The following is a 13501-nucleotide window of genomic DNA, read 5'->3' on the forward strand; positions in this document are numbered from 1 at the left end:
CTGCTCATGCAGAAACCGGCAGGATTTCGCGCCGCGGATACATGAGCCATAGACTGACCAGCGCCGGCAAGCCGACCACGCCACACAACAACACCCAGCCCCAGCGACCGCGTGGTGAATGCCTCTGCCGGCCGGTCAACCACGTCGCGCCCAGCAGCGACAGCAGACCGCACACAGCAGCGAGCCACAGCACCGGCATCGGCATCGATTGTGGTTTCGCGCGCAGCGGATCCTTCGCCGCGAACAGATCCTGCGCGCCGAGGCTGAGCGCGCGCAGCACCGGCGAGAGCCAGGTGTTGCGATTGGTGTAGAGCGACGGCAGGTCGATCGACAGCGCGCGGCGCGCGACTTCACGGGCATTGCCCTGGCCGTCCACGCGCAGCACCTGTTGATACGGATACTGCAATTCGCCGCTCCACACGCCCCACGTGTAGGTGTAGGACACCAGGTACCCGTCCAGCAGCTCGATCACGTCCATCCGTCCGAGATTGCCGACCGGGCCCGGCATCGCCACCCGCATCAGCGGTTGCAGCAGGTCGAGTCCATTCATCGCCTCGCGGCCCGGATAGAAATAGGTGGCACGGTCGCTGAGCACCACGATGTTGTCACCGGCCGGCTCGGGCGGACTGGCCATCACTTCGCCCGTCGGCAGTCGGAAGCGCTCGAACACGCGCCGCTGCTCGCTGTCGTACTCGTAGGCGGCGTGCGCGTTGTACAGGTAGATCGCGCCATGCGGCATGGTCGGACCCGGGAACGCGGCCTGTTCCTCACCCACGCCGATCTCACCGATCCGGCGCTGATCGCGTATGCCGCGGGTGACGAAGCGCGCGCGATCGTGGCTGTACACCAACCACAGGTTGTTGTCGCCGTCTCCAAATTCCAACGGCGAGATATTGGTCATGCTACCCTGTACCGGCAGCGTGCGCAGCGGATACGTCGTGTACACATCGGACAGCGCGACCTGCTCGCGCCACAGCGCGGCCTCCGGATCGCGACTGCTCTCGAGGCCGAGCAGCAGCACGTCCTTGCCTTTCGCGCGGTCCGCTTCGGTGTAACCACCCTTCGGCGGCGCGGGCATGTTGAGCGGATGCGAGCCGGTCACGGTCCACAGCAACTCCACGCCGTAACCCAACATCCACACCAGGAAGTACGCGCCGAGTTGCACGGGCAGCGCGATCGCGAGCACGGCAGCGGGATTGCGCGACGGCGCGGCCGGATCCGGCTTGAACGCGATCGCCAGCATCGCCGCGAGGAAGGCGAGCACCACACACTGCACGGCCAGCATCGCCACGCCAGAGGCCTGCGCATGGATCAACAGACCCGGCACCAGGAAGGCGGCGAACGAATAGCGGCGGTTGCCCACCATCGCGTACGCGCCGGCGAGGTAACTGGACACCGCGATCAGCCATGTCGCCAACGGAATCAGCCAGTGGCGCAGGTCGACCACACGCGCGGTCATCGTTTCCTGATACAGCGCGACCAGCGCGATCGGCAGCGCGGTCGCCAGCAGCAGAAGTGTTGCACTGGCACCGGCCAATGCACCCGCGATCTGCCAGCGGTGCAGCGGACGATGCAGCAGGTTGAGCCACTGATTCGGCTTGCGGTACGTGCCCATCTGGTACATGCCCAGCAGCGCGCCGGCCACGGCATACACCGCGCCGAACACCTGGTAGACCAATAGCGGCTGTTGCGCCATATCGACCATGCGGCTGAGGAAGCCGAGCACGACGACGTTGATGATTGCAGCGACAGCGGCCCACAGGCGGAAGCGCAGCAGCTCGCCTTTGAAGAGATCGATCATGTGATGTTCTCGAGTCGTGCGCTCAGGCGGCGGCTGGCGCGGCGTGGTTCTTAGCCAGGAAAGCGTTGACCGCGCGATCGAGGCTCACCGGCATCGACTGCACGTTGCGCGCGCCGGATTCACGTAGAAAACGTTCGAAGCCTTCGTCCTGGTCCAGCACCAGGTAGTGCTGCAGCCCGTCCAGGTGCTGCACTTCCAGCAGGCCGGGCACGCTCTGCGGGGCGGGGCCCTTGAACGGCGCGTCCGCTACCCAGTGGCTCACCCGCGCGGTGAAATCCTCTGGCGCCGACATGTGCTTCAACTGACCACGTTCGAGGATGATCAGGTTGTCGGCGACACGTTCGATCTCCTCCATCTGGTGCGAGCAGTACACGACGGTGCAGTCGTCGGCGACATTGCTGTACATCAGCGACTCGAGGAACGCGCGCTTGGCCACCACATCGAGGCCCAAGGTCGGTTCGTCCAGCACCAGCAGCTCCGGACCCTGAGCGAGGGCGAGGGCCAGATTCAATCCGGCGCGTTCGCCGCGCGAAAGCTGACCGACCTTCTGTTCCGGCAGCACGTGGTAGTGCCCGATCACGCCGTCGTAGGCTGGCTGGTTCCAGCGCGGGTATTGGTTGCGCTGCATCGCCATCACCTGCGAGACGCGCATCCAATTGGGCAGCGTGTGTTCCTCGTTGACGAATCCGATACGGCTACGGTCCTGCGGCGTGAGCATCTGGCTGTCCTTGCCGAGTATGCTGGCGTGGCCCGCCGTGGGCGGCATGAAGCCCATCAGGATGCGGAACAGGGTGGACTTGCCGGCGCCGTTGGCACCGACGATGGCGTGGATGCGCCCGCGCGGAATGCGCAGGTCGAGATTGTCCAGCGCCAGCTTGCGCCCGTAGCGTTTGCTCAGCGCGCGCGTTTCGATCACGTAGTCGGTGGGATCGCCCATGGCGGTCTTCTCGGCAGGAAGGAGGACGGTCGGCGGGTTCAGGCCCGCTTGCGTGGAGCGAGCTGCTGAAACCCGTGGGCGACCCGCGTCTGCACCTCGTCGGCCGGGAAACCCAATGGCAACACGTCGTGGACGAAGCGGTCGATGGCCGCGTCCAGCCGGCGCTCGCGCTCCGCATCGGAGAGGCGCTGGCGTGGCGAGGCCACGAACAGCCCGGTGCTCTGGCGCGACTCCAGCCAGCCTTCGGTGGTCAGTTCGGCATAGGCCTTGGCCACCGTATTCGGATTGATGGTCAGCTGCTGGGCCAGGCCGCGTACGCTGGGCAGCTGGTCGCCGGGCTCCAGTTCGCCGGTGGCGATTTTGACCCGTACCGCGTCGGTGATCTGCTTGATGATGGGCCGCGGATCGCCAGTGGCGATCTGCAGCATCAGGGGGCGCGTTCTGGCCATGCGAGCCTTGTGTTAACTGTACTACTCACACTAGTACAAACAATACGAGTATGTCAAGGAGTGCGGGGGGACGGGCAGGGCCAGGACAAAGGCAGTGCAGGGAAACTCACAGCCGCGAGGCATGAGGCGGCGAACGACGAGTTGGAAACCCGCAAGCACAGCGTCTCCGCACTGCAGGACCAGCAGCGCGCCGCGCAGAACGAGTTGTCCGATGCGCGCAAGCACGCGCAGGTCGGACCAGCCATACCGGGCCGACCGCCAATAGTGATTTCAGTGTCATGGAGATGGCATGCACCGAGCAGCTCATAGAACGCTCGAGCAGGATTGTGCAACGATTCCAGCGTAGGTCGTACGCCACGCGGCGACATAAACGTCGGCGATCGCTGCGGCGTCGAATCGATAGCAATCCTTTGTCAGCTGCAACGTTCGTTGGCAAACAGGGGATCGTCGCCGATACGAAGGCGACGACGCACGACTGCTAGCGTGCGGCGACCGTGTCGACGCGAACAATGAGCGGTGATCGCGCGATCTCGGCGATGACGCTGTCGCGAGTGCGCTCGGGTGTCCCACGTCAGAATCGCGCAACCAGGACAGCTCTTTCCCCTTCTTACACATCGGCACCGACGGAGCTCAGACCGGGCAGGAGGGAGTGCTCTTCGCCATGTCCGGTTCGCCGTCCGACAACATCGGTCCAGACGCGATTCACCTCAACTTCAGTCGCGTTTGGCTTGATCACAACACGAATGGCGTGTTCCGGGGCGGAGGCGTATGCATTCGCGCGCATACCGTCCCAAGCAACGATGCTGCAGACGAGTAGCCATTGGCCATGAACTCAGTCGCTGGAGCCAAGCCGCGACGACTCCACCCGCCAAGCCTCCGCCGCTCTAGCACAACAGAACCGAAAAACTGAACGCAGCCATCCACGGGCCGAGAACGACGGCTGCAACCAGCGTCCAGACGCCGCCCAGAGCGAGACCCAACGCGTGCGCCGAGCGCAGCGAGGCGGCCGGTGCAAGTGCGGTTAGCCCGCAACCGGCATCGAAATCGTCCAGCGGAACTCGTCCGGATCTCGCACGCGTATGATGCGAACGCCCCACGGCGCCGTGGTCGGCTCGGTGTCGAGCCGGACGCCGTAGGCGACGAGCCGAGCGGCGATGGCATCCACGCTGTCATGGGTGGTGAGTTGTAGCGACATGCCCTCGCCCTTGTGACGATCAACTCCTTTGGTGCCGTCATCCTGGGTCAACAGGATACGCACGGCCCCGGCACAAAGGCTGATCGCCACGAGACGGCCGTCGCGCTCATGGCGGCGGTCTTCCACAAACCCGAGCCCTTCGCAGTACCAGTTCGCGCTACGTTCGAGGCTTCGGACCGTGAGCGAAGCCTGGAGGTTCTCACCGTGGAGTGCTTCGGGCATATCGTAACGTATACGGAATTCGGGGAGACCGCCCGCGACGGACGTCGGGCTGACGCCTACGCCAAGCGGCGGAGGCGCACGCGGGATCTCGGCGGTCGCGAGGGGCGGTGCGCGCCTCCGTCGGCTTCAGCGACACGTTAGTCCGCCGGACGTGAGACCACTACCGGAACGCGATTTTGAGCAGTCCCGCCGCCCACAGCAGGCTGGCCATGAAGAGCGCGCCGAAGGCGATCCCCAACCGCAGGCCGGGCGAGAGCGAGAAGCGGGCGGTGTGCTTGGTGAGTCGATGGTCATCCGAAGTAGCTGCTGCTCGACGAAAATTGATGGGCTGGCTAACGCGTAATTCTGTCGTGGGCTTCCTAACGATGCGACAAGCGAACGCAATGAGCCAGTCGCGCTCCTCCAATTGCCCTGTCGGCAGCGGCGAGAGGGCTTAGCGCTTCTTCACATGAACGGTCACATCGTCAGTCCGCCCATCAGGCGCGGAGATTGAGAACCAAACGGAATCGGGACGGTGTCGAAACAATCGCGAGACGGCGGCGCGACCAGTCACGGTTACGATTACTGCTCCATCGAGCATCTGTGCGGTGAGGGCCGGCGCGCGGAACACGCTGTCGCGAGAGATCGTGAGTGCGGTTGGTTCGCAGGGGATACACAACGTGCCAACCTCGACCTCCGCCTCACGAACGATTTCGCTCAACGGACCATCGGGAGGGTGTAGCGTCGGCCACCGCCTCGAGACGATGATCTGCTGAGGATCTACGCCGACCGCGCGAACCCGCCAGTCGATAGACCATGCGTAGAATGCACTCTCGCCGGGATAGTGCTCGCTCGGCGCTGGTTTTACCCACGGCGACTGTCGCTGGTGCGGAAAAACGAAGCGTGCAAAATCACGCGTGATGACCGCCGATGGAGTGCGCGTATCTACCGACGCGGCGACTCTGGTTGCGGCGGGCGGCAAACACGCTGCGGCACATGCCAGCAGGATTGCAGAAAGCGTACAGCGTACGTGCATAGAGCTATTCAATCCTCATGGACACCTGACGTCAGAGTTCAGCTGCGAAACGGGCCTCCCGGAGCGGTGGGCGCCCCAGGGAACGGGGCCCGTTTTGTCAGCGGCAACGAGTCGTTGGGCGGCAGCGTCGCGGCGCCGGCACTCTCACGCCGCCAACCACGCCCGCGCCTCCGCCCGCGAGGCGAACACCCCGAAGTCGCGCCGCGTCCGTTCCTCTGCTACCAGCTCTCCAAAGCGCGAGCTCGCCGCCCCCACCCCGGGCCCGCGCACCACCGCGAGTCGCACCCCGTAGAGCCGAAGCTTCTGCAGCATGGCCCCGGCGATGCCCGAGCTCAAGTCGAAGAATGCTGACGGCAGGTTCTCCGCGTGCAACATCGCTGCGCCGCAGTCCGCCCCGAAGCAGGCCTCCAGCAGGCGGTCGACATCGCCGGCGCCGGCCAGAACCGGTCGACCCGGCGGCCCCTCGATCGCGACGACGCCCGCCTCGTCCACCGCAGCCAACAGCTCAAACATGTCCCGTGGGTTTGTTCGGAAGAAGATGCGTGTGAGCCACCGAACGCTGGCTTCTGCAGCGGGCGATCACAGCATCGCGAGCGCAGCGCGCGTCCGAAAACGCCCGTCTGCAGCAAGCACCGTTAGGCCGGCGCCACGCGGAAGCTGTGTCGAAACGGCCCGTCGCGCAACACAACGGTGATGGTCCACACCCGAGGCGGGCGTATGCTCGGCGCTCCCCGGTCCCGGAGCACTGATGCCCGACGCGGCCTCGGCGGCGCGCGGTGTCTACCGGTCCCGACGCCCGCAGGCATCGCCGCTCTTTAGGTTGGTACCCGACCGCCTGCATTGCCTCCAGTCGGTCTACGACGACCGCTTCGCGCGCGACGACGGCCAATGACGCCCCTTCGTCGCGCAGGTCGCCGACAAGTTCCTCGCGTGCGGCGTGTCGGAGCACGGCTTCGCCCGCATCAGCTCCGACGCATGCACGCACGAATACCTGCTCGCGTTCTTGTGCAATTGCCGCTACTTCTGTCCGCGTTGCCATGCCAAGCGCCTCGCGATCTGGACGCAGTGGCTGGACACCACGCTGCTCGCGCCGATGCCACACGGGCAGGTGGTGCACACCATCCCGAAGCGGCTCCGCGCTTACTGCCTGTACCGGCCCCGCCTGCTCGGCGAGATCGCCTGCGTCGCCGTCTGCATCGTGGCGCGCCTCCAGACGCATGGGTCGCGGGCCAACTGGCATCCGCACCTCCATCTCCTCGTGACCGACGGCGGCTTCCGGCCCGACGGCACGTTCGTGTCCTGGCCGGTGCATGACACCGCCCGCTTGACCGAGGTGTTCCGCCGCGCAGTGCTCCGGCTCTTCGTGCACCTCGAGCTCTTCGACGAGGACCAAGCGGCAGGCATGCTCACCTGGCCGCATGCGGGGTTCCACGTGCGTATGGCCGTGTGAGTCCCGAGAACGATCGCACGTTCGCGACCCGGCTCGTCCGGTACTGCGCGCGGAATCCCGTCGCGCTGGAGCGGCTCACGTATGACCGGACCGCAAAGGCGGTGACGTATCGCTCCGACAAGTCGGAGGGGCCAACAGCGGGGACCGAGACCGCCGACCCGCTCGAGTTTCGGGCTCGGGTGATCGAGCACATTCCGGACAATGGGCATCTCACGACACGGTATTATGGCTGGTATGCCAACCGCCCGCGCGAGCTGCGGCGTCAGGCCGAGCCCCCCTCTGCGCCGCCCGCCGTCGTCTCCGCGCCACGACTCGCGCCGACCGAGGCCGCCCGCCGGTGGGCGGCCCCGCTGCAGAGCAGATCTTCGAAATCGACCCGCTCGCGTGTCCCACCTGCCACGGCGTCATGCGCATCATCGCGTTCATCACGCAATCGTCGGTCATCGACCAGATCCTTACCCACCCCGGACCTGCGCCGCCCGCGAGTCGCAGAGCCTTCCATCGACACGGGCCTCGTGAGCCGGGGCGCGTCCCGCGCCCGTCCGCCGACGCTCCGCCTGTCAAGTGAATAAGCCCCCGACGCGCCGCCACGCCGCGGGGACCTTCAGCGTGCGCGGCCATCCCACCAGCGCGACGGATAGGGCCCCGCCAGCATCGCTCTCCCCACGGTGACTGCCGTTCCCACGGTCGTCGAGGCGCGCGAACGAGCGGCGCGCACGCCGCCGCCGGCCAGACGGTGCTCGCGCGGTCGGCGATCGCGCCCTATACTCGACGGAGAGTCGACCCGCCCCGATTGAAACTCCTATCGGGCACTCGAAATTCCTATCCTGATTATCTTGCATCCCCGTTGACGAAAAACACTCAATCAATCAACGATTCCGTCTCTCACAAATGACGTCTATTCACGAAAGTCGACAGCAACTCCTGGAACGCCTGGAACACAATCCAATCGAAACCGACCGACTGCGGCTGAGGCTTCCGACCCAGACGGATGCGTGTTCGATTTTTGATGCCTATGCGACAGATGCGGTGGCTTTGCGTTGGATGACGTACGAGCCGCATACTGATGTGAGAGTGACCGATCGCATCGTTCAACGATGGATACAAGCCTGGCGACAGGGTGGTGGTGCGCTCGCCTTCGTGGTTGACCTGCGGGACACAAAAACCCTCGCGGGCGTCGTAGAAGTCACGATAGCTCCGCACGGCGCAATACTCGGCTTCATCTTCAGAAGGTCCTGCTGGGGGGTGGGGTACGCGACTGAGGCTGTGAAAACCGTGATCGATGTTGCTTTCGAGTGCTTCCATGTATGGCGAGTGTGGGCAACATGCGCAGTTGAGAATGAGCCATCACGGCGCGTATTGGAAAAAAGCGGACTTGCAGTCGAGGGAACGTTGCGGCGATGGGCGGTAAGTCCATTGGTGTCCCCGATCCCTCGCGACTCGTTTTGTCTAGCAATTACGAAAGAAAAATGGCTTGCCCAACGTTAGCTGCTGCGCTGCGCCGCTGAGGAACAGGTGCTGATTCGTCACGATCGTTTAACAGCATTCCCGCAATAGCTATGGCCCACGGCGACCACAGCGGTGTACGGCTTACGAAGAAACAAAAACCTATTCGCGACGAGAGCGTTCGGATTGCGGTAATTGATAGTGGCTGGGACTATCACAGTACTGCCGGCGTGCGCGTACTTCCCGGACAAAACTTTTCCGGAGCTGAGGACTCTTCTGCGCAAGACTCGCACGGTCACGGCACAGAATGCGTATTGCTGATTGCCGCCATGGCACCGTCAGCGACCTTCGTCCCGATAAAGGTGTTTGCGGAGAGCCTCACAACGTCAGTCACGGCGCTCCTCAAAGCGCTAGAGTGGGCAGTCGCACAAGACGTTGATGTGATCAACCTTAGCCTTGGCTCCGATGAGCCAAGCGCGATTGATCCGCTACAAGAACTCTGCAGCAGGGCGGAGCGAAAGGGGGCGCTTGTCATCGCGGCCAGCGATCCGGCCGGGCGTTGGCGTTTCCCTGCCTCATTCGACAGCGTAATAAGCGTCGAGAACGGAGATTTCGCTGAACCGTACGAGTTCTCGTACGCAGTGGACAATGCGCCTGAATGTCGAATAGGACCGCGGTTGGTCCGCACGCGCTCAATCGGCGGTGTCGAGCGCATCAGAAACGGATCGAGCTACGCCGCCGCGCAACTGTCAGGAATTGCTGCAATTTTCCGTCAGTCACACCCGAATGCTGGTGCGGACCAATTCCGCCGCTTTCTCGCGAGCAATCAGAGCACCATTCAACGCGGTGTTCCGTAGGCCGCCACTTCCGGCGGCTAGCTTGTCCCGACTACTTGCATCGAATCCGTTGCTTCGGCCATGGTGCGACAACTCGAAAGGCCTTCACGAGGAACATCAAATTCAACTAAGAGTTCAAAGACATGTCGCTCGTCGTTCCAATACGTGATCTGATCACCGTCTGGATATCGCTCTTCGAATATTGCAATGAAGGAAGGCAACTCCTTTAGTGTGTGCGTCAACACTCCGAGTAGGATCGGCGATCCAAAATTGATGTACTGCGGTTTGGCAAGATTTCTCTCGCCGCGCGAAGCGATCGGCGGCACAGCAGCCTTTGCCTGAGGCTGGCCTGACTCGACGCCGGAAGAGCGGCTGTGCTGTCGAATGCGGAGGTATACCTCCTCAGGCAGGCCGTGATGCTTGCGCCATTCGTCGACTTGCGCAAACCACTCGTCGTCGGTCACCCCAGCGGCTCGCTTCGGCAACAACTCTGACGGTACCACCCAAGTCTGCCTGGAAACGACAATCGTGTCATTCAACACGACTCGAGGTAGATGTCGAACCTGTGGGGTCGATTCCTCGCTACCACTGGCGTGTCGTGGAGATAAATAAGGCAGTGTCAGCGCGAACTGCGCCGCTGGCGAAAAGCGACCCAAGAGCTGAAAGAGGGCGGGGCGCCCGTCGCGACTCTGAAATCCCAGATCAACAGGCGCTACCTCGCGTCCAGAAGGAACGTGCCAAAGCGAGAGTGCATCCGAACGTTCCTTCCGGCGAGTGACAGCAAGCTCCGTAACAGAGAGAACTTTGTCTTCTCCAGTTTCTGTCGTCGGGTACGCAATCGCCCAAGGAAGCAGTGGTGGGTGCAAGTTGGGGTTGAAGTTGCCATCGCTACCAATCTCCGCGACGATGTTGCCACTTCTCGCAGCGTTCGTAGCCCGAAGGTTTTTCGTAACGGCATCGGGCAAGACGTGCAAAAAGCGGGAGAAGAACCTTCCAAAACCATCAACATAATGTGCTTTGTTCAGCACAACGCGAGGCGAACTCGATCCGTCCCCCGGTTCAACCAGGTCGAGAAACATCCCGACGGAAACATGCTCGTCGCTGACGTCCGGCACATCTTTAACGCAATCGAACAGCTCATCTAGTGAGATCGACACTTCAACCGCGTCAGCGTCCCTATTCTGCTCTGCTGCAATGAGGCGGGCGATTCTACCACGTGCTGCGAACGCGTTTGCCACAACCTCAAGGTTATAGGGGTTCGCCACGTTGTAGTCGGGATCGGCTGCGCCAGCGGCCTGCTTTGCGGCGCGCACGAGGTGTTCCTTTTGAAAATCTCTGTGGAAATCCTCGTAGAACTCAAGCAGAGGAATCGGAGCCGCGGTATCGGCATAGCGCTCGTCAAAGAAGCGACGCATAACTGCCTGATCGATTCGTGTCTGCGAAAGACGACGTGTAAGGCCAACGTATCGCCGCAGGTCACCAAACATGCGAGCTAGCGCGGGTGTCCACGGTATCGTTGCTTGCGCGTTCGCGGAAGCATCCTCGAAAAAGATCGGCCCGATCCATCTCGTATCCGGAAGATTGAGGCTTCTCATCAGGTTGACGATGGCCTGTTGTGCCTCTTCGGCAATAAGCGGACGTCCTTCCGCTGACGCATGGCTGTAGCTATCCGCTGCACCGCCCAGTCGCCGAAGGTCGTCGGCGATTTGGCGACCGATAGCCAGTTCGGATCTCTCCATGGTTGAGGCGAACAAATCGTGCCAGACCGCCTCTTGCTCAGGAATGCCGAAAAAAAAGCGCAGAAGTCCGGCGGCCAGAAGCTTGTTGATGAATTCGATCGCTTCTTCGTGTGTAGACTCCACCTCAGCACGCTCTGCAATGCGAGCTGCCAGCTGAGATAGCGTCGTTCTCTCACTCGCTACCATTTCAACAACAAGATCGATCAGCTCGTTTCGCTCGACACGCTGGAATACCTCTCGTCCACCTCCGACGAACAAGAACACGAACTCCGTGGGTTCGCGCTTGAGCGTCGGATTCAGCTCGATGTCCATGTGCAGTCGAAGCTCAGCGTGACGTAAAACACTGTGCCGCAGCACGCCGTACAGCCTCTTGTTTAATCGAATTGCCTTGATCTGCTCTTTCGGCCCTTCGATTCGCAAACTGCGATAGTCGGTAGTTCGTGGCGTGTCATGTGCCGTGTTGTCATCATCGACAACAAATCTACCTGGGAGGATTGAACACAACGTCGAGAACGGCGTGGCTTTCATGCTCGCGCGCGTAACGTATCGAAGAATACCGCGTTCGGTCTTCAAGCGTTCACCCGGCGAAAGCGTATGGGGACGCTCGCGATAGAGCGACATCGCTTGGTAGAGCGACTCGCTTGACGCGAGGATGCCGCTTCTCAATGACCCGTCGTCTATAGTATTTCGAAGACGGGACCTGGCCAGATCGAGTTCCGAGGCGAAGGCATCCCTTAGTTTCTGCCGAAGGGCATTCCGTGTGTCTAGAAGCTGAGCGAGTTCCTCTACAATTGTGACATCCGCACTCGAGAGACACTTGGAGATCGAGGCACGTTCGCGCGGACTTAGCTGCTTTTCGTTGAATAGCTTTCGCCGTGCATTGATCAGATCGCGTCGCTCATCGCGGTCGCTTCGGGTAGACACGGCGGCATGGAGGACGTTTGAAGTCCGTTCGCGCAGATCCGCAATCCGCTCGCTCATCCCGAATATATCATCTAACAAACTTCTACATCTTCCTGAGTGAAGTTCCTGCGTACAACTTGCCGGCAGAGCCGCAACTCGGCACACAAAATCTTCGAATACGCCCGCGGATTCAAAAAGTGTCATGCGATGATTCTGATAGTGTTTGCCTAGAGACTCAGAATGCACGGGAATCGCGTCGAATTGGATGCCCGTAGTAGGGTGTAGCCAACGCCGGCGAGCCCCTGCCAGAATCCCTTCGCCAGATGCGGCTCACTTGCAACCTGGCTGCCAATGCCGACCGCGTTGATGCGGTCTATGGAGAAATGCAGTATGTGGTTGGCATGTGCTCGCAATGAATCGTTGGAAAGAACGTTCGCCGCTCTGTACAGCACTGCAGCGCGACCAGCCGTGCCGCAACACACGGTGTACGACATCCGAAGGGGAGAAGCAATCGTACTCGATAGAGATGAATCGAGATCGCCTAGAATCTCCTCCGGAAGAAGGCTCTCGCTCACATTCTCAATTGCGACTAGGCGACTCAGCGCGATTCCGGGAGCGCCATGACACCAGCCTGACGTTGTGATTTCCTGGCCGACGTAGTCTGGCCATACTCCGTCATCCCGCTGTATGAGACGTTCGAACTCAAAAGCCTCAAAGGCGGCGGTCGCATATTTGGCGTCACCGGTGCACGCGAATAACTGCAAGAGGCCGGCTGCAATTCCGCAACTGCCGTGCGCGTAGCCACCCCACGGGCGATCGCCCAATGTACGCCACGCGCGCACTCCGGTGCCTCCATCTACCACCCGGCGTTCCACCAGCAAGTCGCCGCATGCGACCGCCAAGCCCAGAACCTCTTGCGCCCCTGAGCGGTAAAGAGCGATCAGGGATGGCAGCAACCCGCCCATCCCCCAGAACACGTCAAGTTTTTGGTCGCTTTCAAGCCGTTGTCGCGAAAGGCCCATCGCCAGCTGAACCGCGGCGGCCAACATTTCTTCTTCTCCAAGAAATTGGCCGACGCGAACAAGGCCGCAGATAGCGCCGCCCAGTCCTTGTGCACCGAGAGAGAGTTCGTCCACGAGGGTCTGGCGAACTCCTGACAGCCTGACCACACTCAACAGCCGCGCACAGCACGATACCGCTGCATCTCGCAAGTCTGGTCGCGCAGTCTCGCGCGCCAACGCTGCTAAGAACACGGCCTCTCCGATCCGCCCAGAGAAGATTCCAGCGTCCTGGACTGCCTGCCGATCAGCGCCGAATCCGCGCCCCCATGTTAGATGCCCATCGCTGTCGGCGAAGGCCGTTGCAAGGAGTTGTTCAGCGATCTCCGTTGACTGGTTGAGGAATACTTCCGTGGTGTGAATGCGTCCGCTTTTTGCTGTCAACATCGATCCGATCATGATGAGTTTGCGTGGGCTGTTTCGGACTTGAAGGCCAGCAATTATCCGCAG

12 protein-coding genes and 1 pseudogene are annotated in these 13501 nt (G+C 62.0%); 4 read left to right on the top strand and 9 right to left on the bottom strand.

What is annotated here, in order from left to right:
* Window positions 1-4: 4 nt before the first annotated feature.
* The 5 genes from WG208_RS10770 to WG208_RS10790 form a co-directional block, all read right to left on the bottom strand.
* The gene (locus WG208_RS10770) at window positions 5-1801 is read right to left on the bottom strand and encodes a hypothetical protein (protein WP_337171360.1); all 1797 of its coding nucleotides are present in this window, start codon (window positions 1799-1801) and stop codon (window positions 5-7) included.
* A 22-nt stretch (window positions 1802-1823) separates the two neighbouring features.
* Window positions 1824-2738: an ATP-binding cassette domain-containing protein gene (locus WG208_RS10775; protein WP_337171361.1), complete on the bottom strand. Its 915-nt coding sequence runs from the start codon at window positions 2736-2738 to the stop codon at window positions 1824-1826.
* A gap of 38 nt (window positions 2739-2776) precedes the next feature.
* The gene (locus WG208_RS10780; RefSeq protein WP_337171362.1) at window positions 2777-3166 is read right to left on the bottom strand and encodes a GntR family transcriptional regulator; all 390 of its coding nucleotides are present in this window, start codon (window positions 3164-3166) and stop codon (window positions 2777-2779) included.
* A gap of 1042 nt (window positions 3167-4208) precedes the next feature.
* Entirely contained in the window at window positions 4209-4604 is a 396-nt protein-coding gene (locus WG208_RS10785; protein ID WP_337171363.1) for a VOC family protein, read from the bottom strand.
* Window positions 4605-5763: 1159 nt separating this feature from the next.
* Entirely contained in the window at window positions 5764-6132 is a 369-nt protein-coding gene (locus WG208_RS10790) for a DUF4180 domain-containing protein (RefSeq protein ID WP_337171364.1), read from the bottom strand.
* 235 nt (window positions 6133-6367) lie between these two features.
* On the opposite strand from WG208_RS10790, the gene WG208_RS10795 reads away from it, so the two are divergent.
* From WG208_RS10795 to WG208_RS10805, 3 genes and pseudogenes are all read left to right on the top strand, one after another.
* A complete protein-coding gene (locus tag WG208_RS10795) occupies window positions 6368-6511 on the top strand; it encodes a hypothetical protein (RefSeq protein WP_337171365.1) in 144 nt (47 codons plus the stop codon).
* A gap of 21 nt (window positions 6512-6532) precedes the next feature.
* A pseudogene (locus WG208_RS10800) lies at window positions 6533-6730 on the top strand (transposase zinc-binding domain-containing protein); the annotation flags it as partial.
* A complete protein-coding gene (locus WG208_RS10805; protein ID WP_337171418.1) occupies window positions 6713-7069 on the top strand; it encodes a transposase in 357 nt (118 codons plus the stop codon). The pseudogene WG208_RS10800 and the gene WG208_RS10805, both read left to right, overlap by 18 nt.
* A gap of 262 nt (window positions 7070-7331) precedes the next feature.
* Here the strand turns inward: WG208_RS10805 and WG208_RS10810 are convergent, their stop codons facing one another.
* Together WG208_RS10810 and WG208_RS10815 are read right to left on the bottom strand one after the other, a co-directional pair.
* Window positions 7332-7532, bottom strand: a complete 201-nt coding sequence (locus tag WG208_RS10810) for a hypothetical protein (protein ID WP_337171366.1) — start codon at window positions 7530-7532, stop codon at window positions 7332-7334.
* 422 nt (window positions 7533-7954) lie between these two features.
* Window positions 7955-8374 (bottom strand): hypothetical protein, encoded by a 420-nt coding sequence (locus WG208_RS10815; protein WP_337171367.1) that lies wholly within the window; start codon window positions 8372-8374, stop codon window positions 7955-7957.
* Window positions 8375-8628: 254 nt separating this feature from the next.
* Between WG208_RS10815 and WG208_RS10820 the strand changes: the two genes are divergently transcribed.
* Window positions 8629-9372 carry a S8 family serine peptidase gene (locus WG208_RS10820; protein WP_337171368.1) on the top strand — a complete coding sequence of 248 codons (744 nt, stop codon included), beginning with the start codon at window positions 8629-8631 and terminating at the stop codon, window positions 9370-9372.
* Between the two features lie 17 nt (window positions 9373-9389).
* On the opposite strand, the gene WG208_RS10825 is transcribed toward WG208_RS10820, so the two are convergent.
* Together WG208_RS10825 and WG208_RS10830 are read right to left on the bottom strand one after the other, a co-directional pair.
* Window positions 9390-12197 carry a lantibiotic dehydratase gene (locus WG208_RS10825; RefSeq protein WP_337171369.1) on the bottom strand — a complete coding sequence of 936 codons (2808 nt, stop codon included), beginning with the start codon at window positions 12195-12197 and terminating at the stop codon, window positions 9390-9392.
* A gap of 23 nt (window positions 12198-12220) precedes the next feature.
* Window positions 12221-13450, bottom strand: a complete 1230-nt coding sequence (locus WG208_RS10830; protein ID WP_337171370.1) for a lanthionine synthetase LanC family protein — start codon at window positions 13448-13450, stop codon at window positions 12221-12223.
* Window positions 13451-13501 lie beyond the last annotated feature (51 nt).

Source organism: Gemmatimonas aurantiaca, from assembly GCF_037190085.1.
In the GTDB taxonomy this organism is placed as follows: Bacteria; Gemmatimonadota; Gemmatimonadetes; order Gemmatimonadales; family Gemmatimonadaceae; genus Gemmatimonas; species Gemmatimonas aurantiaca_A.

Coding starts and splice junctions, on each gene's coding strand:
- WG208_RS10770 (WP_337171360.1), bottom strand. CDS start 1,801: ATGATCGATCTCTTCAAAGGCGAGCTGCTGCGCTTCCGCCTGTGGGCC.
- WG208_RS10775 (WP_337171361.1), bottom strand. CDS start 2,738: ATGGGCGATCCCACCGACTACGTGATCGAAACGCGCGCGCTGAGCAAA.
- WG208_RS10780 (WP_337171362.1), bottom strand. CDS start 3,166: ATGCTGCAGATCGCCACTGGCGATCCGCGGCCCATCATCAAGCAGATC.
- WG208_RS10785 (WP_337171363.1), bottom strand. CDS start 4,604: ATGCCCGAAGCACTCCACGGTGAGAACCTCCAGGCTTCGCTCACGGTC.
- WG208_RS10790 (WP_337171364.1), bottom strand. CDS start 6,132: ATGTTTGAGCTGTTGGCTGCGGTGGACGAGGCGGGCGTCGTCGCGATC.
- WG208_RS10795 (WP_337171365.1), top strand. CDS start 6,368: ATGCCCGACGCGGCCTCGGCGGCGCGCGGTGTCTACCGGTCCCGACGC.
- WG208_RS10805 (WP_337171418.1), top strand. CDS start 6,713: ATGCCACACGGGCAGGTGGTGCACACCATCCCGAAGCGGCTCCGCGCT.
- WG208_RS10815 (WP_337171367.1), bottom strand. CDS start 8,374: ATGGAAGCACTCGAAAGCAACATCGATCACGGTTTTCACAGCCTCAGT.
- WG208_RS10820 (WP_337171368.1), top strand. CDS start 8,629: ATGGCCCACGGCGACCACAGCGGTGTACGGCTTACGAAGAAACAAAAA.
- WG208_RS10825 (WP_337171369.1), bottom strand. CDS start 12,197: ATGACACTTTTTGAATCCGCGGGCGTATTCGAAGATTTTGTGTGCCGA.
- WG208_RS10830 (WP_337171370.1), bottom strand. CDS start 13,450: ATGATCGGATCGATGTTGACAGCAAAAAGCGGACGCATTCACACCACG.